The 24924-nt window shown below is 44.1% G+C and carries 19 protein-coding genes; 8 read left to right on the top strand and 11 right to left on the bottom strand.

The window, feature by feature from the left end; all coding sequences use genetic code 11:
• Nucleotides 1-11 precede the first annotated feature (11 nt).
• From BDE36_RS01785 to BDE36_RS01760, 6 genes are all read right to left on the bottom strand, one after another.
• Nucleotides 12-1628 carry an ATP-dependent DNA ligase gene (locus BDE36_RS01785; RefSeq protein WP_141813504.1) on the bottom strand — a complete coding sequence of 539 codons (1617 nt, stop codon included), beginning with the start codon at nt 1626-1628 and terminating at the stop codon, nt 12-14.
• On the bottom strand, nt 1625-2689 hold the full coding sequence (locus tag BDE36_RS01780) for a ligase-associated DNA damage response exonuclease (RefSeq protein WP_141813503.1): 1065 nt from the start codon (nt 2687-2689) through the stop codon (nt 1625-1627). Before BDE36_RS01780 ends, BDE36_RS01785 begins: the two co-directional genes overlap by 4 nt.
• Nucleotides 2690-2856: 167 nt before the next feature.
• Complete coding sequence (locus tag BDE36_RS01775) at nt 2857-4983, bottom strand: carboxy terminal-processing peptidase (RefSeq protein ID WP_244939604.1); 2127 nt, start codon at nt 4981-4983, stop codon at nt 2857-2859.
• Nucleotides 4984-5170: 187 nt separating this feature from the next.
• Entirely contained in the window at nt 5171-6250 is a 1080-nt protein-coding gene (locus tag BDE36_RS01770; RefSeq protein ID WP_141813501.1) for a tetratricopeptide repeat protein, read from the bottom strand.
• Nucleotides 6251-6395: 145 nt separating this feature from the next.
• Nucleotides 6396-7244 carry an isoaspartyl peptidase/L-asparaginase gene (locus BDE36_RS01765; RefSeq protein ID WP_141813500.1) on the bottom strand — a complete coding sequence of 283 codons (849 nt, stop codon included), beginning with the start codon at nt 7242-7244 and terminating at the stop codon, nt 6396-6398.
• Nucleotides 7244-8149 carry a cyanophycinase gene (locus BDE36_RS01760; RefSeq protein WP_141813499.1) on the bottom strand — a complete coding sequence of 302 codons (906 nt, stop codon included), beginning with the start codon at nt 8147-8149 and terminating at the stop codon, nt 7244-7246. Before BDE36_RS01760 ends, BDE36_RS01765 begins: the two co-directional genes overlap by 1 nt.
• 509 nt (nt 8150-8658) lie before the next feature.
• On the opposite strand from BDE36_RS01760, the gene cphA reads away from it, so the two are divergent.
• Complete coding sequence (gene cphA, locus BDE36_RS01755; protein WP_128768099.1) at nt 8659-11280, top strand: cyanophycin synthetase; 2622 nt, start codon at nt 8659-8661, stop codon at nt 11278-11280.
• Nucleotides 11281-11433: 153 nt separating this feature from the next.
• Entirely contained in the window at nt 11434-12984 is a 1551-nt protein-coding gene (locus BDE36_RS01750; protein ID WP_420837433.1) for an IS1182 family transposase, read from the top strand.
• Nucleotides 12985-13151: 167 nt separating this feature from the next.
• Here the strand turns inward: BDE36_RS01750 and BDE36_RS01745 are convergent, their stop codons facing one another.
• Entirely contained in the window at nt 13152-13334 is a 183-nt protein-coding gene (locus BDE36_RS01745; protein WP_128768100.1) for a hypothetical protein, read from the bottom strand.
• A gap of 104 nt (nt 13335-13438) precedes the next feature.
• Between BDE36_RS01745 and BDE36_RS01740 the strand changes: the two genes are divergently transcribed.
• From BDE36_RS01740 to BDE36_RS01725, 4 genes are all read left to right on the top strand, one after another.
• The gene (locus tag BDE36_RS01740) at nt 13439-14071 is read left to right on the top strand and encodes a TetR/AcrR family transcriptional regulator (protein WP_128768101.1); all 633 of its coding nucleotides are present in this window, start codon (nt 13439-13441) and stop codon (nt 14069-14071) included.
• Between the two features lie 111 nt (nt 14072-14182).
• Nucleotides 14183-15499, top strand: a complete 1317-nt coding sequence (locus tag BDE36_RS01735; RefSeq protein ID WP_235904424.1) for a TolC family protein — start codon at nt 14183-14185, stop codon at nt 15497-15499.
• A 13-nt stretch (nt 15500-15512) separates the two neighbouring features.
• The gene (locus BDE36_RS01730) at nt 15513-16562 is read left to right on the top strand and encodes an HlyD family secretion protein (protein WP_141813497.1); all 1050 of its coding nucleotides are present in this window, start codon (nt 15513-15515) and stop codon (nt 16560-16562) included.
• On the top strand, nt 16563-18110 hold the full coding sequence (locus BDE36_RS01725) for a DHA2 family efflux MFS transporter permease subunit (protein ID WP_141813496.1): 1548 nt from the start codon (nt 16563-16565) through the stop codon (nt 18108-18110).
• 227 nt (nt 18111-18337) lie between these two features.
• Here BDE36_RS01725 and BDE36_RS01720 read toward each other — a convergent pair whose 3' ends face one another.
• The 3 genes from BDE36_RS01720 to BDE36_RS01710 form a co-directional block, all read right to left on the bottom strand.
• Nucleotides 18338-18922 carry a carboxymuconolactone decarboxylase family protein gene (locus BDE36_RS01720; protein ID WP_128768105.1) on the bottom strand — a complete coding sequence of 195 codons (585 nt, stop codon included), beginning with the start codon at nt 18920-18922 and terminating at the stop codon, nt 18338-18340.
• 147 nt (nt 18923-19069) lie between these two features.
• Nucleotides 19070-19615 carry a peroxiredoxin gene (locus BDE36_RS01715; RefSeq protein ID WP_128768106.1) on the bottom strand — a complete coding sequence of 182 codons (546 nt, stop codon included), beginning with the start codon at nt 19613-19615 and terminating at the stop codon, nt 19070-19072.
• A gap of 123 nt (nt 19616-19738) precedes the next feature.
• A complete protein-coding gene (locus BDE36_RS01710) occupies nt 19739-20548 on the bottom strand; it encodes an N-acetylmuramoyl-L-alanine amidase (protein WP_141813495.1) in 810 nt (269 codons plus the stop codon).
• A 79-nt stretch (nt 20549-20627) separates the two neighbouring features.
• Between BDE36_RS01710 and BDE36_RS01705 the strand changes: the two genes are divergently transcribed.
• Both BDE36_RS01705 and BDE36_RS01700 read left to right on the top strand, forming a co-directional pair.
• Nucleotides 20628-21491, top strand: a complete 864-nt coding sequence (locus BDE36_RS01705; RefSeq protein ID WP_141813494.1) for an aldose 1-epimerase family protein — start codon at nt 20628-20630, stop codon at nt 21489-21491.
• A gap of 82 nt (nt 21492-21573) precedes the next feature.
• A complete protein-coding gene (locus BDE36_RS01700; protein ID WP_141813493.1) occupies nt 21574-23817 on the top strand; it encodes a S41 family peptidase in 2244 nt (747 codons plus the stop codon).
• A 33-nt stretch (nt 23818-23850) separates the two neighbouring features.
• Here the strand turns inward: BDE36_RS01700 and BDE36_RS01695 are convergent, their stop codons facing one another.
• On the bottom strand, nt 23851-24888 hold the full coding sequence (locus tag BDE36_RS01695; protein ID WP_141813492.1) for a LacI family DNA-binding transcriptional regulator: 1038 nt from the start codon (nt 24886-24888) through the stop codon (nt 23851-23853).
• Nucleotides 24889-24924: the final 36 nt, after the last annotated feature.

Raw genomic sequence — 24924 nt, 5'->3', positions numbered from 1 at the left:
ACAAATATACTTTACTGCACAAGCAATGCCTTCAACGTATCCAAATTATCGGCGTCTTCTATCTTCTTGTCACGGCGCCACCTGAGGATCCTGGGAAAACGCAGGGCTACGCCTGATTTATGCCGGGTTGACTTATTTATTCCTTCAAATCCTATTTCAAAAACCAGCGAAGGAGTCACCGTCCTCACGGGTCCGAACTTTTCAAGGGTATTGCGTTTCACGAAGTTATCAACCTGCCTGATCTCCTGGTCTGTTAGCCCCGAATATGCTTTGGCAAAAGGGACGAGCTTATCACCATCCCACACGGCAAAGGTATAGTCGGTATACAGATCCGCCCGGCGGCCATGGCCTTTTTGAGCATAGATCATCACCGCATCGACCGACAAAGGATCTACCTTCCATTTCCACCAGTCGCCACGTTTTCGGCCGGTTTGATATACAGACTCCTTTTTCTTCAGCATAAACCCCTCTGCCTGATGTTCCCTTGCCCGCAAACGTAAGTCGTAAAGTTGCTGCCAGCTGTCAAACGGGACAACAGGGGAAAGCCTGAAAACATCTTTAAACTCACTTTTGACGTGGAGCATTTCAAGCACCGACCTGCGGTGCCTTAAGGGCATTGAGCGGATATCATCACCTGCCAATTCGAGGCAGTCATAAGCTATAAAGGCCATCGGACTTGCTTCAAGAACTTTTTTACTGAGGTTCTTTCTTCCAATGCGCGTTTGAAGAACGTTAAAGGGCAAAGGTTTGCCATCGGCAAAGCAAATAGCTTCACCATCCAGAACAGTACCTTCAGGCAGGCCGGATAAAAATGCATGCAGTTCGGGGAATTTGTCTGTCGCCAGTTCCTCTCCTCGCGTCCAGATGAATATTTTCCCGGCCCGGTGGATCGCCTGAGCTCTTATGCCGTCCCACTTCCATTCAGCCTGCCACTGATCGGGCACTCCAAGAGCAGCTTCCATTTCTTCGGCTGTCTTAGTCTGATCGGATGTTTCCTGAATGGCGTAGGCCAGGCAAAAAGGGTAAGGCCGGGAGACATCGTCGGACGCATCTTCTTTCTGCAGCAAGTCGTAGAAGCTAAAAGTAAGAGGATCCCAGTTGCCCATAATCCGATGGGTAAGGGTTGCCGGCTCAAGTCCAGAGATCTCCGAAAGCGCCTTAATAATGAGATTTTGTGAAACGCCAACGCGGAAGCTGCCAGTCAGTATTTTGTTGAAAACAAATCGCTCCTGCTGATCCATCATATTCCACGAAGCCTTGAGCCAGTTTTTTCGTTCCTCGTCGGTAAGAGGACCGAGTCCATTTATTTCAGCAATCCATTCTGCCAGCGATCGGTCCTGCGTCCCCTCGTTCTCCGGAAGTAGAAGAGCAATGGTTTCGCCAAGATCGCCCACTACCTGATAGCTTTCTTCAAACAACCATTGCGGGATATCCGCCATCTCCATCGCCCAGAGTTTTACCAGCGTGGAGTTTATCTGCCGCCTCGGCTTCCGGCCTGTAAACAAAGCCAGCGTCTGGATCTTATCGGCATCGGGAACAGAAATAAAATACTCTTTCAGGATATTAATCTTTTCATTCGTTTTATTGGTTTCGTCGAGCGACGAAAAAAGCTGTGCGAAGTCTTTCATAACATCCCCCCTTTCTCTCCCGGCATTGACTGCGGACCAGCGGGAGCGGCGTTATCGGCCAGCTCTGCCGTTTCCTCTTCTGCGCCGTAATAGGTATGAGCCTCATGAGCATTATAGCCCCGCTCGCGAAGATAGCGCGCAAAAGAAGCAGTATAGCCGTGAGTGAGACAAACACACTCGCATTGGGTGGCATCAATAGCGCTAATCAAACCCTGCCAGTCGGCATGGTCCGAAAGGACAAATCCCCTGTCGGCGGCCATTCGCCTCTTTGCTCCACGCAAGGCCATCCAGCCCGAACAATATCCAAATGAATAGGGATGGAACTTTCTCATCCAGGGGGTACCGATAGCGGAGGGCGGACAAATTATAATGCCTCCCCGGGCATCCGCTATACTAACGTCAGGGCTTAACCACGCTGCCGCCGGCAGATTGACACCATCGCTTTCAAGGGCGCGGTTGGTATTTGCAATCACTCCATGCAAAAAAACTCTTCCGATCGACTGGTCCAGTTGCTGTAGTATGCGCTGTGCCTTTCCTAAAGAATAGCCGGTGATAAAAGTGATTTTTCCGTCCTCTGCATTCCGCCTCCACCACTGATTAATATCATCGTGTACCTGTTGTTGGGCCGGCCATTTATACACCGGCATACCAAAGGTGCATTCGGATATAAACGTATGACACCTTACAGGTTCAAACGGTGTAGATATCCCGTCGTCCTCGGTTTTATAATCACCCGAAACCACCCATACTTCTCCTTTATATTCTACCCGTACCTGTGCCGAGCCAATAATATGGCCGGCAGGATGAAACGATATTTTAACGCCGTTTCGAAATATCGGTTGATCGTATTCTGCTGTCTCAAGCTGTATTTCGCCTAAACGATATTTTAAAACGCCACGTGCAAGACGATGAGCGAGATAAAACTTACTCCCCCAACGCGCATGATCTGAGTGAGCATGTGTGATGACGGCATATTCTACAGGCTTCCATGGATCTATATAAAAATCGCCGGCGGAGCAATAGATACCTTTATCATTAAACTGAAGCAGTTGCGTGGCCATATCAAGGAAACCTTAATATAAACAGATAGTTTGATAAACGAAAAAAGCCGGCGTAAACCGGCTTCTTAAAAAATTATACTTATTATTTGATAACCTAGTGTTATGTTAAAGGTAAAACCACTTATTGTTTTCTGTTAAAACTTACGACTTATTACATATAAATAACACTAATACACCATTGTAAACTGCCCGGCCTTGTTAAACCGGATAAAATCGGCCATAATTTTCAGGCTCTCGTCCTGCACGAAGTCATTTTCTTCTTTCGGCTTCACTTCGCCCTTTTTCAGCGGAGGCAGTCCCTGCAAAGCACGTCGTTTGTTGTCGCGGGCTAAGGTTTTAGCCTCCTGCTCTTCGCGTTCCTTTTTAAGCTGTGCTTCGTTTAGGGTAACAGAGGCTTCGGACTCACGCTTCTTAAACTGCTCTATATCTTCCAATAAATATTTGTAATCCGGCGACGCTTTCATCCGTTCCTCATGTTGTTTAACCAGCATCGGTTTAATCGGCTGGAGATTAGCAACAGGCGCATATTTGCTAGGCTTTATCGAATCAAAGGGCAGGGCTGAAGGCTCAGAGCTTTCACCATATTTATCAGCCGGGAAGATCATTGGAAACTGAATATCAGGAATAACTCCTTTATGCTGTGTGCTGCTTCCATTGATCCTGTAAAATTTAGCCATGGTAAGATTGATCTGACCGTATTTGGGGCCTGCAGTAGCAGAGGTTCCTTCTTTATCAGAGCCCTTAAATTTGTTTAACAGTTCATCTACCGTGCTTATAAATCTTGAAAGATCGAGAGCCGACTGTACGGTACCTTTTCCATAGGTCTGGGTACCCATAATCACTCCGCGGTTATAGTCCTGAATGGCAGCAGCAAATATCTCAGAGGCCGAGGCGCTAAAGCGGTCGACCATCACGCCAAGCGGTCCGGTCCATATTATAGAAGGATCGTCGTCAGCATTAATCTCTGTACGGCGTGGGTCACGAACCTGTACCACTGGTCCCGTCTTGATGAAAAGCCCGGTCAGTTCTATAGCTTCCATTAATGAACCGCCTCCATTCGTACGAAGGTCCATCACAATTCCATCTACCTGGGCTCTTTTTAACGTATCAATAATGAGCTTTACGTCTCTCGTTGTGCTTTTGTAATTAGGATCGCCTGCCTGATACGCTTTAAAGTCCATGTAAAACGCAGGCACTTCAATGATGCCTATTTTGTACGTTTTTCCACCAGAGGTAACCGTTTTAATCTTCTTTTTGGCCGACTGGTCCTCGAGAACTACTTTCTCACGCACCAGGGAAACGATTTTAGGCTGAGCCGACAGTTCCTGCCCGGCAGGAATAATCTTCAGCCGTACGACGGTACCGCGCGGCCCCTTAATTTTCTGAACAGTGTTATCAAGCCGCCATCCTCTAACATCCACGAACTCTCCATCCGCTCCCTGTGCAACTGCGATAATCTTATCGTTCACGTTTATCTTCTTCGATTTGAAGGCAGGACCACCCGGGATAACTCCTGCTATTTTCACTACTTCATTTTCAAGCTGCAAGCTCGCGCCTATTCCTTCAAAAGTGCGCGCCATCTCTTCATTAAATCTTTGCGCATTCTCCGGATTGAAATAATTGGTGTGTGGATCTATTGATTCGGTGAAAGCATCCATCATTACCTGGAATGCGTCCTGATTATTCAATTTTTTGGTCTGGGAAAGGAGATTTTCATACCGCTGTTTTAAGAGTCCGGCATTCTTGGCCGCGTCCGTTCCGGAAAGCCTGAGGTTAAGCAAATCGTATTTCACGCGCTTTGTCCATACTTCATCTGCCTCTTGTGACGACTTAAACCATGGAAGTTTTTCGCGGTTATAGGTGTAAGTTTCGTTTTTAGTGAAGTCAAAAGGTTTATTTACCTGTGCAAGAGAATAACGAAGTCTTTCTTCATAACGCTTTTGAAGCACATTAAACATCCTGAACATCGCGCTCAGATCGCCCTCACGCAAATCGTCATCCAGGGAGTACCTGTATTCTTCGAATTCCTTTACATCGCTCGCAAGGAGATAGTTGTGTCCCTCATCCAGCTGTTTCAGATACCTGTCGAATATGACTGAAGAAATAGAATCATTAAGCTTCACTTTTTTGAAGTTGGCACTTTCAATGATCTTAACCAATTCGCTGGCAACAAGGTTCTGCTGAGCTTCCGGCTTCAAATTATGCGTGCTGTCTACGGCGGTATCCACCCTTGATTTAGCCTTGCAAGCGATTACTGCCACCATAAACAAAGCCAGGAATATTTTTTTCAGCATTTCTTTAAAAGATTTAAAATCCATTTTCGTATCTCTCTCTTCTACTAATTCTATACCAGTTTTTCCGGTATAAAAGAAAAGAGGCAGTTTTTGTACTGCCTCTTTAACTTCTTCAGACCAAAATTAGTATAAATTGTTACTTTTAAGATATAAATTTTACAATATTATTGATAAGTTGTAACCAGCGCTACAGGGTAACGCTCTTCAATAAATCTTCACGTAATTTCGAGTATTCATCCAGTGCCGAACCGGCAGCAAGATAATTTCCCATCTGGCTATAAACCTCACCGATCTCAGCTTTTATCTGAACGAGTTTAACGGGAAAGTTATTTCTAAGGGCGAGCAGTTCTGCTTCACGATAATCATTCAGGGCCATTTCATGTTCTCCCAAGGCGCTCTTTATCTGAGCTAAATGAATTAAACTGGATAGCATCGCCTCTTTGTTATTGAGTTTTGTGGCTAGGGTTTGAGCTTGTATATAGAACCACTTAGCCTCCGAAAGCCTGTTCTGCGTATAATAGATTCGCGCCAAACTTTCAAACGATTTCAGCCGGCCCGCCTTATTACCCGTCCGCGTAAACATTGGGAGTGCTTTTTTAAGTATGCAATATTCCGATTCAGTGTACTTATTCTGCAACAGCTTGTTTTCGGCCAGGCTCAGATACCCTTCGGCGGCCTGCGCTGTTTTCTTTTGCGCAAGACTAAGCTGAATATAATATTCATTCTGAATGGCTGCCTTGTCATACTTCCCTGCAATCTGGTAGATCGCTGCCATATTTTCAGCAATCTTTATCATTCCCGGCTTGTCATTGAGGCGTTCTTTCAGAATTAGCGCCTCTTTAAAGTACTGTATTGCTTTATCAGATTCACCTTTTTTTCCGTAATACACAGCAAGAGTATTCAGGATAAGCGACTCGCTTTTGATATCGCCCGTACGGCGGTACTCTTCAAGAACCAGGTCAAGGGTGCTTAAAATGCGCTCGTTAGGAACCTCGGAAGTCTCCGTCTCGTTCAGTAAGTTCCTTAGAAGAAGTGTATTTTGGTATTTGATCAGCTCCTGTGTTTCCTTATCCTTTTTTTGAAGACGTTCCTTCACAAGGAGTTTTCTCAGCAGGGCAGAATCAACAGGCGTAGCATCGAAATTAGATGGACCTATTTTTACCCTTTCCGGCTTATTTTTTACTAGTAATGAATCAGATGAAATTGCAAAACTATTCAGTCCTGCAAGCATGAATGCTGCCGCACATACTAAACTTTTAACCCCCATGTTCTTTCACTCAACAGATAAACTCTTAGCCAAAGATACGTATATATCTGACATTGAGTTACATTTATTTTTTCTACGCCGTATATACTTGTATTAACTACACCCATAGCGGCCGTTCAGTAATCATTCAAAGCAAGTTGAATGACTAAGAAAATACTTCAGATTGTCCGGAACTTAAAGCCCAAACCATGTAGGGATGTGAACAATAATGAAATACCTCGCCTTTTGAAGAGATCCCTATTACACCGGCGAAGCCATCGAAAGATTTCAGCTCATTAAAAGATCTGTTTACGGCGTTTTCAAGGCTCATTCCATCTGTAACCCGGGTGACGATACTGGCAGCTAAAGCGGCGTTTACGATATCTTCGCCCACTCCGGTACAGGAAACGGCAGCAACTTCATTCGCATAGTTGCCTGCAACGGTTGCCGAATCACTTACTCTCCCAGGCATCTCAAAACCCTTGCCTCCGGTTGAAGTAGCGGCGGCAAGGTTGCCTTCTTTGTCCAGAGCGACACATCCAACGGTCCCTGTTCTCAGCGACTCGTTCAGCTTCTTAAGATAGTCCTCCCTCCGCTGTTGTGTTTCCGGGTTGAAATAACCAAAGCCCTCCTTCCTGGCAAATTGCTGCGCTTCGGGGCCGCTTAAAACCTTATCTTCAAACGCCATTAGTCTTTCAGCTACATAGATCGGGTTTTTTACCTCTTCAATGTTAATCACGCCCGAAAACTTCCTGCTCTTTCCATCCATTAGGGATGCGCTCAGCCTGATTTTCCCGTCGGCCTGTATTTGCGCTCCCAACCCTGCATTAAAAAGATCGCATTCTTCAAGTAATGCAACCGTATAGGCGGCCGTCTCAAGGGCTGTGTGCTGCTGCAAAAAGTCATATCCCTTGTTTACAATTTCTTTAAGAGCTTCCTGCTTGGCGGTTTTCACTTCCTCACTACCAGAAGACTCACTAAAAAAACCTCCATGGATAATAATTGCTGGTTTCATCAATCCTTGTCTTTGGCCTTAAGGTAAACATCTTCTTCTACCCGTATGGCCTGGTTTATAAACAGCTGGTGCCTGTGCAGATCATATTTATCGAAAATCGACATTACATGAACCCTCAGGTTATCAATTGAAACCGGCGATCCTATCTCTACATCATAAATGCTGGTCTCATTTATATAACGCCCGTCAACCAGAATTGTTAGTCCCGAGCCGATTGCTTCCATTGTATTTCCTTTGATCAGCAAGCCGGCATCTTCGCCAAGGCCAATGCCGAGCATTCCAGGATTACTGGCTACAGCATAGAATAAACGGCCCATTCTTCCACGCTGCACAAAATGGGTGTCGATGATCACATCATCAATAAATCCAAGGCCCCCGGTGATCTGTACTTCTCCTTTTATTAAGGCTTCGCTGCTGTTTCCCCGGTAAATCATATTGGTAGAAGCTGCGGCAGCGCCTGCCGACGTCCCGGCAATGATGAAGGATTCATTCTGATACCGTTCTTTTAATATCTTCAGCAATTCAGTACCGCCAAAGATGGCACTTAGCCGAAGCTGATCGCCTCCCGAAAACATTACTACATCGGCATTTTTTATCCTCTCCTTAACCTCTGGCGACGATGCTACATCCCTGGAGCGGATATCAAGCACATTTACATTACCAACCTGGAGCTGATTAAACGATTTTATATACTCGGCGCCGACAATTTCGGGAATTTTAGAGGCTGTGGTGATCACTTCAACGACCGAATCCTCTCCCTTCGACGATTCGGTGATCATTCGCTTCAATATCCCGCGCTCAAAAAACTTAATATAATGCGGATGGCTGATATTCTCATTATAGCTTAAAGAACTCCCCAGATCTACAGCTCCTCCAATAATAACAAGTTTCCCTTTAGGCAGCATATTCCTTCTGATTAATAATGAATCAAGATACAAAGTATCAGGTATCAAGACGAAATCGAGATATGAGTAATCAAGCGGAAAGCGAAAGCACAGTGTCAGGATGACGCGGAGCTATATAAAATATCTATTTCCTCAAATCTTATCTCAAATCTATATATATCAAACTTAGATAAACTTGTTTTGATATGCAAGTTACAGAAACAGCATCTATAGCCCGGTTTACTTATTCTAAACGCTGATCTTTTTTTAAAAACTTTATCAACCGTACGTGGTTAAATAGACCGATGTTTATCTCCGGAATTAAAACTGATATGAGTGCTGACACAGAAGAAATGAATAAACGGAGGATAGGATTAAATCAAAATTAACATATAACCGATGGGTTAAACCATGACACACTTTAAAGTTCCGTACGATTGACCTTAACTTACACAAAGCGCTTACCTGCGTTCCCGGAAATTAATAACAAGTGATATTAAATTCCTTTTGTATTAAAACCGATTACCCCGATGAAAATAATGAATATCCAGGTGCTCAAAGGCCCCAACATCTGGTCTATAAAGAGGGAAAAGCTTATACAGATGCGCCTGGATCTGGAGGATTTAGAATACAAACCCAGTAACGAAATACCAGGATTTAAGAAAAGGCTGGAAGAGCTTATTCCTACCTTGTACACACACCGCTGTTCAAAAGGATATGACGGTGGATTTCTTGAACGCGTGGAAGAAGGTACCTGGATGGGCCATATTATTGAGCACATTGCTTTAGAGATTCAAACGCTTGCCGGAATGGACACCGGGTTTGGCAGGACAAGAAGCACTAAAACCACCGGCATCTATAACGTTGTGTTTGCCTATATTGAAGAGAATGTAGGAATATATGCAGCAAAAGCCGCCGTTCGCATTGCAGAAGCGCTGGTTGAAGGCTCCGCATATAATATAGAGAACGACATCATTACAATGCGTGAAATGAGGGATAACGAAAGGCTTGGACCAAGTACGGGCTCCATTGTCGACGAGGCTAAAGCACGCGATATCCCCTACATCAGACTTAATGCCGGTTCGTTCGTTCAACTCGGACATGGCAAGAATCAGGTGCGGTTTATGGCAACGCTTACGGACAATACCAGTAGCATAGCTGTTGACATCGCCGGCGACAAAGAAGAAACCAAGCGCATTCTGAAAGAACAAGCTATACCTGTTGCTGATGGCACAACTGTTTCAACGGAGGAAGAACTGCTGCAGGCAATAAGTGACATGGGCTTCCCTCTTGTGTTCAAACCGCTGAACGGTAATCATGGCAAAGGGGCCTCAATCAATGTAAAAACGGAGCAGGAGGCCCTTGAAGCATTTAAGCATGCGCGGCAATATTCTGAAAAAGTGATTACCGAACGATTTATTACCGGTTACGATTTCAGGGTCCTGGTGATCAATAACAGGATGGTAGCCGCCGCACGCCGCATTCCGGCCCATGTTGTGGCTGACGGCAGACATAGCATTTCAAGGCTTATAGAGATTGCCAACGAGGATCCGCGACGCGGTTATGGGCATGAAAATGTGCTGACGGAAATTACCGTGGACCGCGATACGATGGACATCCTCCAAAAAAAAGGGTACACACTTGAAACCATTCCGGCTGAAGGAGAAATTGTTTTCCTAAAATCTACTGCCAACCTCAGCACCGGGGGAATCGCTATCGACGTCACCGACATTGTTCACCCACATAACGTGTTTGTTTGCGAACGGATTGCCAGAGTAATTGGACTGGATATCTGCGGCATTGATATTATGGCCGAGAACCTGTCGCAGCCCTTGTATGAAACCGGAGGGGTCGTCCTGGAAGTAAACGCAGCGCCGGGATTCAGAATGCATCTCGCCCCCAGCGAAGGCCAGCCGCGGAATGTTGCGGCTCCCGTTATTGATATGCTTTATCCTCCTGGGAAGTCGGCACGTATTCCGATCATTGCAATAACCGGAACAAACGGCAAAACCACTACAACACGCCTCATAGCGCATATCATCAAAAACAACGGTTACAGAGTGGGATACACCACTTCCGACGGTATCTATATCCAAAACTCTCTGATGATCAAGGGTGATACCACCGGTCCCGCCAGTGCCGCTTTTGTACTTAAAGACCCCACCGTTGAATTTGCTGTTCTTGAAACTGCAAGGGGTGGAATACTAAGGGCTGGACTGGGTTTTAGTCGCTGCGATATCGCTGTTCTAACCAACATCCAGGAAGATCACCTTGGCATTTCGGACATTCACACGCTGGAAGATCTGGCAAACGTAAAGCAGGTATTGGTAGAGTCGGTGCAGAAAGACGGATGGGCAGTTTTAAATGCAGATAACAAATACTGCGTTAAAATTGGCCGGGATACTACTCATTGTAATGTCGCTTATTTCAGCATGAATGAGAATAACGCAGTGATAGAAGAGCATTGCAGCCGTGGCGGCGTAGCCGCTTTTAACGATCAGGGGATTTTTACGGTTAAAAAAGGTAACTGGAAAATCCGTATCGCTAAAATCAGTCATATTCCCATTACTTTCAATGGAACCGTTCATTTCATGACTCAGAATGCGATGGCCGCAGGCCTTGCCGCTTTCCTGTGGGGATTCAAAATCGAAGACATTCGAACCTCGCTCGAAACCTTCGTCCCCTCTCCGGCCCATACGCCTGGACGGATGAACCTCTTCGAGTTCAGAGATTTTAAAATACTGGTAGACTATGCACACAATCCCGACGGGCTCAGAGGGTTGAGAGATTTTATTCTCAATACAGAGGCCAGTTACAGAACTGGGGTTATATCAGGCACTGGCGACAGAAGAGACGACGACATACGCGAGATTGGCCGGCTGGCAGCTGGAATGTTTGACAATATTGTAATTTGCCAGGAGAAATACCTTCGGGACAGGACTTATGATGAGCTTATAGTATTATTACAGGAAGGGATAAAAGAAGTTAAGCCTGAAATCCCCTGCGCGATAATCGCTAATAGTAAAGAAGCCTGGGACTATGTTATCGGCAAGGTGCAACCCGGCGAATTAATAACTATAATAAGCGATTCAATCAATAATGCCTATGAAACGGTAAAGCGACATCAGGATAAGGTCATGGCTGCTTCCTGATATTTTTAAATTTTTGTAAAACATTTCCTCTGGCCGACCGTTTTTATTTCAGAACCGATGATAAGTTGGTTTAATTGTGATAAGGTTTAGGTTGAAGAGGGTGTCCAAAAAGTAAGGACACCCTTTTTTGTTTTCCCATTAATTCGTAAATTAATGGTGCTAATGAAAACAAGATCAAATGTACATTTTAAGGCGTTAACCTCGCAGCAGGTTGTGCTTTTTCCCTCGAACATAGGGGATCGGATTCCATCAGATCATCCTGTCCGTATTGTTAACCAAGTTGTTGAATCACTTAATATCGATGATATTCTTTCAGGATATAAAGGCGGCGGTACCAGCAGCTTTCATCCCAGAATGCTAATTAAAGTACTTTTCTACAGTTACTTCTGTAATATTTATTCTTGTCGAAAGATGGCTCAGGCCCTGCAGGAAAATATCCACTTCATGTGGCTATCAGGCAACAGTACCCCTGATTTCCGCACTATTAACGATTTTCGTGGTAAGCGGTTAAAGGATAAGATCCAGCATCTGTTTGCAGAACTGGTCCGTTTGATGGCTGATCTTGGCTATGTCAGTCTTGATATCCAGTATGTGGACGGCACCAAGCTGGAATCGGCTTCGAACCGGTATACCTTTGTATGGAAAGGCTCTACAGAGAAGAATAAAGCAAAGCTGGAAGAAAAAATAACCGGAGTACTTGGGGATATAGATAGGTCTATAAAGCATGATAAAGCGGAACTGGCCTCACCGGAAAAGCCAGGCGTTCCTGTAAGTTCAACGGAACTTAAGAACAGGATAGATGAACTGAACGGTCGTTTGGCAGAGCTGAACAAGCAACAAAAAAAAGAGGTTAAGAAGCTTGAAAAAGATGCACTTCCCCGACTTGAGAAATATGAAGCGCAACTGGAAACTTTAGGCACACGCAACAGCTACAGCAAGACCGATCAGGATGCTACTTTCATGCGGATGAAGGAAGACCATATGAAAAACGGCCAGCTTAAACCGGCTTATAATACCCAGATTAGTACCGAGAATCAGTTTATTACCAACTTTTCCATTCACCAGCGTGCCGGAGATACTGCCACTTTGACCCTCCACCTGGAGCAGTTCAAAGCACATTACAATAAACAATCAAAGAAAGTAGTGGCAGACTCAGGGTATGGAAGCGAGCAGAACTACCAGTGGATGGAGGATAATGATATTGAGGCTTTTATCAAGTACAATTACTTTCATAAAGAACAAAAACGCAGCTTTAAAAAGAATATATATCATGCCTCAAACCTGCCCTACGATGTGCAAGGGGATTACTTTATATGTCCGGCAGGCAAACGTATGATCAAAATGGAGGAATCTGAGCGCATCTCAGAGCTGGGGTATAAATCTAAGGTGAGCTGTTACAAAACAGAGAGCTGCCAGGGCTGTCCGCTCAGGAAAATGTGTTATAAAGGCGATGAAGACCGTAAAATTGAGGTCAACCATGCCTTAAGGGCCTTTAAGGAGAAAGTGAAGCAAAAGCTGTTAAGTGAAGAAGGTGTTAGGCTCAGAAAGAACAGAGCGATAGAACCAGAAGCTGTATTTGGTCAACTAAAAAGCAATAACAGGTTCAATCGATTCAGACTACGTACACTCCCTAAAGTAAATATCGAGTTCGGACTGGCCGCCATAGCACATAACTTAAGGAAAATGGCAGCAAAAGCTGCTTAAAAAGCCTAAATTGACGCGATTCATCATGATAACACAATGTCTATACGATCTAATGCAGCAATTAACTGCATTAAACATAAAGTGAAAAGCTATTTCATAAGAATCTGAAAAACTCCTACTCTCTTGTAAAAGGAAAGAGGGTGCCTTTTTGGACACCCCCTTTATTTTTAATGATGCCTTCCTTTTACAAAAACGTTCAGGTAAAAGCCCGCTGTAAGTAAACCTAAAAGAGCCCCTACAAAAACCCATAACAGCGAATGGGTAGCTACCCATCCCGTCAACACACCGCAAATCGCTGCCAGAATGAAATATAACCCCTCCGGCTGCTTGTCTTTATTAAATTGTTCCATACCTAAGTCTTTAAAAATCAATGCTAATAATCAGATAAACGTCACAAACGACGGATTGTTAAAGAAATATTTTTATTAATCAATCGATTGATTAATTTTGCGGCGTGAAAGAGGACAAGAAAGAGATCATATTGCAGACTGCTGAAAAGCTTTTCTCCGAGCTTGGCTATGACGGTGCTTCTACCCGCTCGATAGCGAACGAAGCAGGAGTTAATATGGCTATGCTTAATTACTACTTCGGGTCAAAAGAAGGTCTTTATAAGGCCGTATTTGAAAGAAGGTTCAAAGGTTTTCATCAGACGCTGATCAGCTTAAATGAAGAGGATATCTCTTCATGGGAGAAATTGAATAAATACATCGACCTGTATGTGGATAAGATTGCAGCACAGAACTGTTTTCAACGGCTGATGCAGCATGAAATATCTATACAGCAACGGTCCGAAATGGGTAGCTTTATAGTAGAGTATTTGTTGCGAAATATTAACGAGATACGAAAAATCCTGCGTGAAGGCATTGAGAACGGAAGCTTTAAGGAAGTAGATATAGATCTCCTCGTAGCGACGCTGTTCGGCACCAAATACTATATTGTCAATCTTTCGGGTATTGCGTCGGCGCTGTTGGATAAAGACCTGAGCGATGACAATATTCTGAATACTGACATCAAGCCCCGTTTAAAGAAACATCTTAAGGCTATGCTGGAATCCTACCTGAAACCTGCTGCCTGTATAAATAATTAATTACCGTACTGTCCCGAGCGGCAATACTGAATTTTCTTCCACGATTAGTAAGTCATGAATCACTCATATCAAAAGCTGAAAAAAGGCATTTTCAGAATAATCCGCAAAAACATGCGAAAAACGCTCCTTATTATCTTATTCTTTGGTTCGCTGGGCGCTTCTGCGCAGTCGTCGCGAACGATTACGGTTGACGAAGCCATCAGACTGGGCATAGAAAACAGCAAGGCTCTGAAGGTGTCACAGTCACGCATTGATGAAGCCGTCAGCCGCTTTAATCAGGCTAAAGACCGGGCTTTACCTACTGCAAGTGCCAGCTACGCCTTTAGTCACGCTAATTTCCTGAGCGGGAAATTTGAGTTGCCCGGCAGCACGAATGAACCGCTGGACCTGCCTTCCAAAGCCGACGCTTTTATAGGTACACTCTCTGTTCAGGAGACCATCTTTGCAGGCAATAAGTTAAAATATGCTAAAGAATCTACCGATCTGCTGACCAGCATCGCCCGTCTCGATGCTGATAAACAAAAGGATAATATTGCATATAACATCATAACCGCCTGCTACAACCTCTATAAAGTTGAGCAAAGCCAGAAAGTAGTAGAGCAAAACCTGCAGGCTGTAGATCAGCAGATCAAACAGGCACAGCAGTTCTTCAGCCAGGGACTGGTAACCAAAAATGACGTTTTAAGGTTTCAGCTACAGAAGAATAACATCCAGCTTACTGGTGTCGATCTGGAGACCAACAAAAAAATAGTTAACTATAATCTGGATATTTTACTGGGCCTGCCCGAAAACACAGAGCTGGAGATAAAGGAGTTTGGTTTTCCGGCTACCACGCCCGCTGCTCTTGTCAGTTTAATTGATACAGCCCTTAACAATCGCGAAGAAATTAAAGACTATGCGTTAAGGTCACAGCTCGCCGAAACGAATATAAAAACCGTTAAAGCCGACCTGATGCCTACTTTAAGCGCTACGGGAAGTATGTATTATATCAACCCGACAGGTAAGTTTGTGCCGAAGGCAAACACCTTCCTGGCGCCGGTATCGGTAGGCGCGACTCTGGCCTGGAGTATAGACAGGCTCTGGACGAATAAACATAAAGTATCAGAAGCGCAGATTCAGAAGAACGAGGCGGAAATCGGCAAAGGCATTACTACTGATAATGTAAAAACAGAAGTGAACCAGGATTATCAGAACTTCACCCGCTCTGTTGAGAGAATAAAGATCCTGGAAAACTCGATACAACAGGCCGCAGAAAACGACCGTATCCTCGAATCCAAATACCGGAACAATATCGCCTCAGTAACCGACCGGATAGACGCCCAGACGCAGCTATTTCAATCTCAGATAAATCTTGAACTGGCAAAGGCCGACGCAGGTCTCGCCTGGTATACCTTAAGAAAATCAACAGGAACAATCAAACAACGATAAGCATAGTAGTACAATGGAACACAACCCAAAAAAGAAGAAATCAAACAAGATCATTCCTGTTATCCTCGGAGTGATACTAATAATAGGCGGCATCATTGCCACGAGGGAGTATCTTTACCTGCAGAAACATGAAGATACTGATGATGCCCAGATAGATGCTGATATCAGTCCGGTAGTAGCGCGTGTGGGTGGTTATGTAGACTCCATTCTGTTTGAAGAAAACGAACACGTGGAAGCGGGTCAAGTACTGGTTAAGCTGGATAACCGCGATTACCAGATCAAACTGGAACAGGCTCTGGCCGCGCAGCGTGGGGCTACAGCCAGCATCGGGGTCTCTCAGTCGCAGATAGGTTCGACAACAGCAACATCGTCTACAGCAAAATCAAACGCAGAGGCCGCCCGCGTCCGTCTATGGAGAGCCAATCAGGATTATACCCGCTATTCAAACCTGATTAAAGAGGGAGCCATTACACAACAGCAGTTTGATTCAGCCAAGGCCGAAAGAGACGCAGCCCAGGCTGCCTATCAGGCTGCGCTCGACCAGTATAAAGCAGCGCAGGGTCAGGTAGGAACTACACGGTCGCAGTTACAAGTGACCAATACAGGCGTCGATCAGCGCCAGGCCGACGTCGACTTTGCAAAACTTCAGCTTTCGTATACCAGCATAGTTGCACCGGCGTCCGGAAACGTTTCTAAGAAAAGTATACAGAAAGGCCAGTTGATCCAGGCTGGTCAAACCTTATTTTCCATTGTTAACGATAACAGCCTTTATATCACAGCTAACTTCAAGGAAACCCAGCTCGAAAAACTAAGGGCAGGCGAAAAAGTGGACGTAGAAGTAGACGCTTTTCCTGAAGAAAAAGTAGATGGCGAAGTATATAACTTCTCCCCTGCAACCGGCGCAAAGTTCTCGTTGCTGCCTCCGGATAACGCAACAGGTAACTTTGTTAAGGTAGTTCAGCGGGTGCCTGTTAAGATCAAGATAAAAGCAAGTAAAGAACTGATGCAGCGGCTGCGTCCCGGAATGAGCGTGAAGGTTTCTGTTCTCACAAACGACAAATAAATGGCTGAAAAAGGTTTAAAGAAGTGGGTAATTACAATTACAGTAATTACCGCCGCGCTTCTTGAATTAATAGATACAACAATCGTTAATGTTTCGATCCCCCAAATTCAGGGAAATCTCGGAGCAACACTCGAGGATATCGCCTGGGTGACTACGGGATATGGAGTAGCCAACGTAATTATTCTGCCCATGTCTGGCTGGCTCGGAAACAGGTTTGGGCGTAAAAACTACTTTCTCACCTCTATCATAATTTTCACTATTGCCTCCTACCTCTGTGGTAATGCGAATACACTGACTGAACTGGTCGTTTTCAGGATCCTTCAGGGACTCGCCGGAGGTGGCCTTATTTCGAATGCCCAGGCCATTTTGCTTGAAACCTGGCCTCCCGAAGAGGTGGGTATTGCAACGGCACTTTTTGGTCTTGGCGCTGTCGTTGGTCCCACAGTAGGTCCCACTATCGGCGGCTATATCACCGATCATTTCTCGTGGCCCTGGATCTTCTATGTAAATATCCCCGTAGGAATTATTGCTGCCTACTGTACTTATACCTTTGTGAGGGCCACGCCCAAAATCGGAAAAGACATGCCGGTTGACTGGTGGGGCATACTTCTGCTGGCAATCGCAGTAGGAAGCTTACAAACCGTGCTCGAAAAGGGCGAAAGCGAGGACTGGTTTGCTACCGGGTATATTATCGTTCTTTCGGCTGCGGCAATAATAGGACTGCTTCTTTTTATCTGGAGGGAAATGACTACCGACCATCCGATAGTAAACTTCAAGATCATGAGGCATCGAAGCTTTGCGGTAGGAATGTTCACTTCTTTCATACTTGGACTGGGACTTTACGGATCGGTGTTTATCTTTCCCGTGTTTTGCCAGACGCTTCTTGGATTTTCGGCTCAGCAAACCGGCGAGATATTGTTCCCCGGCGGACTGGTAACAATTGCAATGATGCCCTTTGTTGGTATAATGTTAAAAAAGGGAGTGCCTGCACAGTTTATGGCGACAGCGGGCCTGGCACTATTCTTTTTGTTTTCGCATATGCTGAGCAAATCAACCCTTTCTTCGGGTACGAGCGACTTCTTCTGGCCGCTTGCGGTACGCGGGTTAGGGATGTCGTTGCTCTTCGTTCCTCTTACAACCCTTGCAATACAGGACTTAAGAGGTTCTGAAATTGGTCAGGGAACAGGCTTGAATAACATGATGAGGCAGCTCGGAGGTTCTTTCGGGATAGCAGCCATTACCACATTCATCCATGTTAGACAGGGGGCACACCGGAATATTCTTATTGAGAATATAAATGACTATAACCCCGCCTATGTTGCACGTTTCCACGCAATGGTTCAAAACTTTATGGCTAAAGGCTATTCGTTCCTCGACGCACAGCATGTGGCGTTAAAAGCGATTGAAGGTACCGTTGTAAAGCAAACTATGCTGCTTACTTATACCGATGCGTACTGGTTGGTTGGATTTATATTGCTGTGCTCCATCCCTCTGGTATACCTGCAAAAGTTTAAAAAGAATGTTGAAATACCCAAAGATGCACATTAAAAAAAACCGTCGTATGAAGCTTATCATACGACGGTATCCCAAATTACAATTAAAAACCTTTTGTCCCTGAAACTTACATCACACCTGTAATGTCTTCGCCGGGAAATTGCTTAAGTCTCAAGGCGGTTAACCTTGTAGCTAAATTACGAAAGATTTTCAATTCGTAAAAGCAAGGTGTCGGTTTTTTTTAAATTGTGATGAAGATTATAAATAAAAATAAGCTGCGTCTAGTAAATCAGCTTACCTGTCGCTGTAACCAGGGAGGCAATCCGCACCGCATCGAAAATACGCTCCTCACGTGTTCCCATCTTTATCAGAGAATCTTCATGTGCATTCACACACATCTCGCACCCGTTAACCGCTGAAACAGCGAGGCTTAAAAGTTCGAAAAACTCCTTTCCCGTTACGGGCTTTACCATAATCTGCATTCTGATGCGGGCTGGTATCTGTCCGTATTTTTCCTTCTGTGTGAAGTGCCTGAAACGGTAAAAAATATTATTGGATGAAAGTAAAGAAGCGCACGCAGCTGCTTCTGCAACTTCCTCTGCTGTAGCGCCGTTTTCTTCGGCAAAGCGGGTATAGAAATCAGTCAGCGGTTTGTTAATGTTATTTACAGCAATACTCAAACCAATAAGACCGATCTCCTTAGCTGTTAAATGTTCAGAACTTAAGGTGCTGTTAAAATTTACTTTCAGATCTCTCAGATATCTTGACTCGCCTTTTTCGAGAAGGTTAAGACCTTCATTGCGGTAAGCCCCGTCTACGTGGATGCTTTCTAATAATTCACTTATTACTTCTGCAGTTTCGCTCATTTTATTATTCGAATTGAAGTTCAAAAAAAATCCCCTTTCGCAAGGGGACTGTATTTATTGGCCGTTGGTCTTTAGCTATTGGCAATTGGCTTCTGAATAATATTCCAGGAGCTAATTGCCAATAGCTAACCGCCAACAGCTATCAGTTTATGCCTGAAGAGTTTCCTGACCTTTTTCCCAGTTACATGGGCAAAGCTCATCGGTTTGTAAACCATCAAGCACACGTAATACTTCTTTAACGTTACGGCCTACATTTAAATCGTTTACACTTACCCAACGAACGATTCCCTGTGGATCTATAATGAATGTAGCACGGTAAGCAATCTTTTCTGTCGGTTCTAAAATGCCTAAATCCTCTGCAAGTGATTTCGATGTATCCGCAAGCATAGGGAACTTAAGGTCACGCAGGTCCTCATGGTTGTTTCTCCAGGCAAGGTGAACAAACTCTGAATCTGTAGATGCTCCGATCAAACGGGCGTCTCTGTCGCGGAACTCGCCATATGACTTATTGAATTCAGCAATTTCTGTAGGGCAAACAAATGTAAAGTCTTTTGGCCACCAGAAAATTACTGTCCAGATGTTGTCATCATTAACAAGATAATCAGAAGAAATAGTTTCGAATTCTTTACCTTTTTCTCTGCTAACTACTGCTTTTTTCTCGAATGCCGGAAACTTTTGACCTATTGTTATCATATCTAATTCTTATTTTTAAATCTGGTGCAAAGGTACCAAGCCGGCGTTCAAACATCAATTGATTGCAGCTATTTCTTCATTCTTTTTATCAATACGTCATAGACAAAATCTATGGATATCAAATTAATATTTCTTACTTAAGTTGTAAAGCAGCCCTTTATCGGCTTCAGTGAGCCTCGGCGATAAGTCGGTTTGAACAAAATGCAGCTTGAAAGCTTTAATCGCAGCTACGGAATCTTTCGTATCGTACCCGATTATACGCAGGGCGTTAATACTATTGAAACCGGGCGGCACAACCTCTACAATCATATCCGGCCAATAGCCAAAGCCATGTTCTGCCAGCTTCTTCCAGGGAAAAAAAGCATTCGGGTCGGGTTTTCTCCTCGGAGCTATATCTGCATGTCCGATAAAATTGCCCGTTGGAATAGAGTAGTTTTTCTTCAGCTTCTCCAGAAGCGAGATCAGGCTGTTTATCTGGCTCTCAGAAAAAGGCTCCTTTCCATTATTGTCCAGTTCGATACCAATAGATGTAGAATTAATATCGGTCAGGCTCCCCCATTTGGCGGCGCCCGCATGCCATGCCCGCAGGTAATCATTTAACATATGATGAACTGTACCGTCTTTACACACCACATAGTGAGCGCTAACCTGGGTCCGTTGTAAAACAAAAGTCTTTAACGTTTGATCACATGAGTTCTGAGCTGTATGATGGATGATCACATAATTGGGCTTCCTCAGATTAAAGTTAGTTGTGCCAATCTGATATTCAGCAGTTTTACCCCCATAACCTTCTACAGGTGGAATATCGCTCAGCGACTTTACAAGTTCCTTAGCTTGTTTACGATAGAACTTGTTGGTTTGCTTGTATGGGTGGGAGGAACAGGCAGAGAGCAAAACAGAAAACAGCAGTACTGGAAGTATATATCTTTTCATAATAGTTTTAAAGTACTAAATACGCTTAAATTTGCTATTCTTGAAACTAAAAAAAGAGAATACATTTTAACAGCATATTATGATCACTTTAGAAAACGAGGGATTTGTTGCCTCTATTGATACAAAAGGAGGAGAACTTCATAGTTTTTTCAGCAAAACTAACGGTCTTGAATATTTATGGAACGGCGATCCCGAATATTGGCCAAGGCACACTCCGGTTTTGTTCCCTATCGTAGGGGGCTTAAAAGACGATAGTTTTTTCTATAACGGACAGGAATACTCGCTCATAAAACACGGATTTGCCAGAGATATGGACTTCGAAGTAGAAGAAGTTTCAGCCACCGCAGTTACCCTTGTTTTAAAAAGCAATGATGAAACGCTCAAAAGCTATCCCTTTCATTTTGAACTAAGGCACATTTATCAGCTCGACGATAATCGTATCACCCTTACCTACGAGGTCAAAAATCCTTCCGTAACAGAAATGTTCTTTTCACTTGGAGCGCATCCGGCATTTAAAGTGCCTCTGCTTGAGGGCACAAACTATACCGATTATTACCTCGAGTTCGAAAAGAAGGAAACAAGCTCTCAATGGAAGATCGACGGCAACCTGATTGCAGAGCCCGTACCTTTTCTGAACAATGAAGATAAGCTCCCCTTGAAGCACGACCTGTTTTATCAAGATGCTATTGTTTTTAAGGACTTGAAGTCCGAAACCATTACCATCCGGAGTGATAAAACACCGCATGGACTTCGTTATCATTTCAAAGGATTTCCTTATATGGGAATATGGGCAGCTAAAGACGCTCCTTTTGTATGCATCGAACCATGGTGCGGGATTGCCGATTCCGTGAACCACGATAAAAATTTAGAGAATAAAGAAGGGATCATTGAACTGCCCCCTCTCGAAAAATGGAGCAAAAGCACCGTGATGGAAATCTTCTGATTTCTTTGTATCTTGTTCTGGCTAATGTCGAATAGCCGGAACAAGATACATTATCAAACTCAATCACATAACAGCTCTCCTTATGAAATTCTACTCCTTTCTATTGATTTTTCTGATGGCACTTTCTGCCTCATCCTATGCACAATCATCAAATCAAACAGCCGGGCTCAATCTCGGGTTCGAACAATTAAACGAATCTGGCTTCCCAAAGGACTGGTTTATTTGGGGGCAGGGGTATACCATCCGTACCGACACAACCGAAAAGTATCAGGGAAAAAACTCCATTATGATTCAGAGCCGTACGGAGACGCAGGAAAATCAATTTGGCTCACCGGCTCTTGGTATTCCGGTAACCTTTAAAGGAAAAGAAGTGGAATTAAGTGGCTTTCTCAAGCTACGCAACGTGGACAACGGCTACGCCGGACTCCTGTTGAGGATTGACGGAGAAGGTAAAACTCTTCAATTCGATAACATGCATCAGAAGAATATCCACGGAAGCAGCGAATGGACACGATACACTACCAGGCTTCCGCTTCCTAACGATGCCTGCTATATCTACATAGCAGCCATGAATACCGGAACAGGAACCGTATGGGCGGATGGCCTTACTCTAAAGATAGATGGAAAGGATATCAATGTTGTAATTAAAGAAAATGCAAAAACCTATAGGGCTGCTAACGACCACACTTTTGATAATGGTTCAGGAATTTCAATCTCACAAGTTGATAAACCTGCAGTCGAAAACCTGGCTCTCCTGTGTAAAGTATGGGGATTCTTAAAATATTATCACCCTGTTATAGCCTCAGGTGAAGTCAACTGGGACTACGCACTTTTTAAAGTCTTACCTTCTTATTTAAGCAGTAAAACGGCGAAAGAAAGAAATGCCTGTTTACTTAATCTTGTGAACTTGGCGGGAGACATAAACAGTAAAGCCACAGAAAGAAACGAGCGTAACAAGGACGCCAAAATCCTGCCTGACCTCGACTGGCTGACTAATAAAAAAGAGCTCGGAGATACCCTCAGTAATAAACTCATTCAGATAAGAAGCGCCAAAAGGAAAATGGAGCATTACTACATCGGCTTAGCTGAGGGTGTTGGAAATCCAATCTTTAAAAATGAGAACAGTTACGCCTCCATGACCTTTCCGGACGATGGCTTCAGGTTGCTTTCCTTATACCGGTACTGGAATATAATCAACTACTTCTTCCCTTACAAACATCTTATCGGAGAAAACTGGAACGATGTCCTTACGGGCTTTATTCCTACGTTCCTCAATGCCAAAAACGAGACGGAATATACGCTGGCCGCATTGCAGCTGATAGCAAGGATACATGATACTCATGCGAATATATGGGGCGGAAATAAAGTCCTTGAAATGTACAAAGGTATACGCTCTCCGGCCTTTCAGGCTCGGTTTATCGAAGGACAACTTGTTGTAACAGGTTTTTATTCCGATACTTTAGGAATTAAAAACCAGGTTAAGACTGGCGATATCATCACTAAAATAAATGGAATTACAACAGCTCAGCTTATAAAAAAATACCTCCCGCTGACTCCCGCCTCTAATTATCCAACACAGCTAAGGGATATTCCACGAAACTATCTTCTGAGGACAAATGATTCTACCCTTCTTTTTGAAATATCAGATGGGAGTAAAGTATCGGAACTGCGATTACCAACAATAGACAGAAGGAAACTCAACTTCACCATCGATTACATTCCGAGAGCTGACCTGCCCGCTTACTATCTCATCGACAACAACATCGGGTATCTGTTCCCTGGCAAATACAAGAATACCCAGCTTAAAGAAATAGAAAAGTTGTTCGCAGGAACAAAGGGAATCATTATCGACATGCGCTGTTATCCTTCAGACTTCATGCCCTTTACTTTTGGTGATTACATCAAGGCAAAATCAAGCCCCTTTGTGAAATTCACAACTGGAAGTATCCGGGATCCGGGCCTGTTCACTTTCGGCGGAGCGATCAGTAACGGAGGCAAAGGGAAATACACCGGAAAGGTGGTGATGATTGTCAATGAGCTGTCCCAAAGCAATGCCGAGTACACCACTATGGCATTCCAAAGTTCTCCAAATGTTACAGTTATTGGCAGCACCACAGCCGGCGCGGATGGAAACGTATCCGCCATTACTCTTCCCGGAGGCATCAGCAGTATGATCTCGGGAATAGGAGTATACTATCCCGACGGCACAGAAACCCAGCGCAAAGGAGTAAAAATAGACATCCCCATGCAGCCCACCATCAATGGAATCAGGGCCGGCAAAGATGAGCTACTTGAAAAAGCCAAAGAAATGATATTAAGCGAATAACAGGGTTTTGAGTAACAGGTTTTTGGGGAAAGGTCATTCAGCCTTTCTCAAAAACCGCTTGTTTACATGTGAGCGTCTTAATTTAAATTCTGTGTTGAGGATTATCTTTTGAGACACCGCATGACTCTGCCCGGGGTTCAGCCTTTCCAGCAAAAGGCTGATAATACGACCGGCAATTTCTTCAATTGGTTGGGATATGGCTGTAATTGGCGGAGCAAACAACTTAAAAACATCATGATCATCAAAGGAAATCACTGCCACGTCCTCAGGTATCTTCAGGTTCAATTCAGTAAGAGCCTTTAATCCACAGATTCCAGCCTGAACGGCTCCGAAAAGGACAGCGTCAATATGCTTATTCTCACTTAAATAGTTGCTTACCGTCTGTATCATACTGTCTTCATCCGGATTATAATCAATCTCCAACACGTTTACTCCTAATCCCTCCTGCTCGATCGCCGATTTATATCCTGATAAGCGACCTGACATTTGCGTTAGCAAAGATGAGAAGGTGATAAAGGCTATGTTTGTAAAGCCCTGATCAATCAATAGCCTCGTCGCGTTGAAAGCACTGGACTCATTATTTATTTCAACAGAGTCGGCACCGGCATTTGGTAAACTTCGGTCAAACAGAACGACAGGCATACCTGCCTTAGTCAGCGCATTAATTTCATCCTCAACCCCTACCGGCGGAGAAATTATATAGCCATCTACATTCCTTTCCCTGAAAACTTCAATCAGAGCCCGTGTCTTCTCGGTATCGTTATCTGTACTGCAATAAAGGATCCGATAACCTTTTTTATAGGCCCTGCTTTCGATTAGTTTAGCGATGTTAGCAAAAAAAGGATCCGAAATACTTTCAACCATTAACCCAATAATATTGGATTTACCGGTCCTCAGCCCGCGTGCTATCGGGCTTGGAGTATATCCCACTTCTTTAACAAATTTCTCTACCCGGCTTACCAGCTCTTTACTGATCCGCTTTTCTTCCGCGCGTCCATTAAGCACAAATGAAACTGTACTCTTCGAAACATTAAGATGGTTAGCTATATCTGCAATTGATAACTTCTTCACGGTTGTTTTTTATCAAATATACTTTAAATTAATAAG

Source organism: Arcticibacter tournemirensis, assembly GCF_006716645.1.
GTDB classification, from domain to species: domain Bacteria; phylum Bacteroidota; class Bacteroidia; order Sphingobacteriales; family Sphingobacteriaceae; genus Arcticibacter; species Arcticibacter tournemirensis.
This window is presented reverse-complemented; position numbering and strand designations above follow the sequence as displayed.

What these genes read in the sequence shown, in the direction of transcription:
- BDE36_RS01785 (WP_141813504.1), bottom strand. Translation starts at nt 1,628, where the DNA reads ATGAAAGACTTCGCACAGCTTTTTTCGTCGCTCGACGAAACCAATAAA.
- BDE36_RS01780 (WP_141813503.1), bottom strand. Translation starts at nt 2,689, where the DNA reads ATGGCCACGCAACTGCTTCAGTTTAATGATAAAGGTATCTATTGCTCC.
- BDE36_RS01775 (WP_244939604.1), bottom strand. Translation starts at nt 4,983, where the DNA reads ATGCTGAAAAAAATATTCCTGGCTTTGTTTATGGTGGCAGTAATCGCT.
- BDE36_RS01770 (WP_141813501.1), bottom strand. Translation starts at nt 6,250, where the DNA reads ATGGGGGTTAAAAGTTTAGTATGTGCGGCAGCATTCATGCTTGCAGGA.
- BDE36_RS01765 (WP_141813500.1), bottom strand. Translation starts at nt 7,244, where the DNA reads ATGAAACCAGCAATTATTATCCATGGAGGTTTTTTTAGTGAGTCTTCT.
- BDE36_RS01760 (WP_141813499.1), bottom strand. Translation starts at nt 8,149, where the DNA reads ATGCTGCCTAAAGGGAAACTTGTTATTATTGGAGGAGCTGTAGATCTG.
- cphA (WP_128768099.1), top strand. Translation starts at nt 8,659, where the DNA reads ATGAAAATAATGAATATCCAGGTGCTCAAAGGCCCCAACATCTGGTCT.
- BDE36_RS01750 (WP_420837433.1), top strand. Translation starts at nt 11,434, where the DNA reads ATGGTGCTAATGAAAACAAGATCAAATGTACATTTTAAGGCGTTAACC.
- BDE36_RS01745 (WP_128768100.1), bottom strand. Translation starts at nt 13,334, where the DNA reads ATGGAACAATTTAATAAAGACAAGCAGCCGGAGGGGTTATATTTCATT.
- BDE36_RS01735 (WP_235904424.1), top strand. Translation starts at nt 14,183, where the DNA reads ATGCGAAAAACGCTCCTTATTATCTTATTCTTTGGTTCGCTGGGCGCT.
- BDE36_RS01730 (WP_141813497.1), top strand. Translation starts at nt 15,513, where the DNA reads ATGGAACACAACCCAAAAAAGAAGAAATCAAACAAGATCATTCCTGTT.
- BDE36_RS01725 (WP_141813496.1), top strand. Translation starts at nt 16,563, where the DNA reads ATGGCTGAAAAAGGTTTAAAGAAGTGGGTAATTACAATTACAGTAATT.
- BDE36_RS01720 (WP_128768105.1), bottom strand. Translation starts at nt 18,922, where the DNA reads ATGAGCGAAACTGCAGAAGTAATAAGTGAATTATTAGAAAGCATCCAC.
- BDE36_RS01715 (WP_128768106.1), bottom strand. Translation starts at nt 19,615, where the DNA reads ATGATAACAATAGGTCAAAAGTTTCCGGCATTCGAGAAAAAAGCAGTA.
- BDE36_RS01710 (WP_141813495.1), bottom strand. Translation starts at nt 20,548, where the DNA reads ATGAAAAGATATATACTTCCAGTACTGCTGTTTTCTGTTTTGCTCTCT.
- BDE36_RS01705 (WP_141813494.1), top strand. Translation starts at nt 20,628, where the DNA reads ATGATCACTTTAGAAAACGAGGGATTTGTTGCCTCTATTGATACAAAA.
- BDE36_RS01700 (WP_141813493.1), top strand. Translation starts at nt 21,574, where the DNA reads ATGAAATTCTACTCCTTTCTATTGATTTTTCTGATGGCACTTTCTGCC.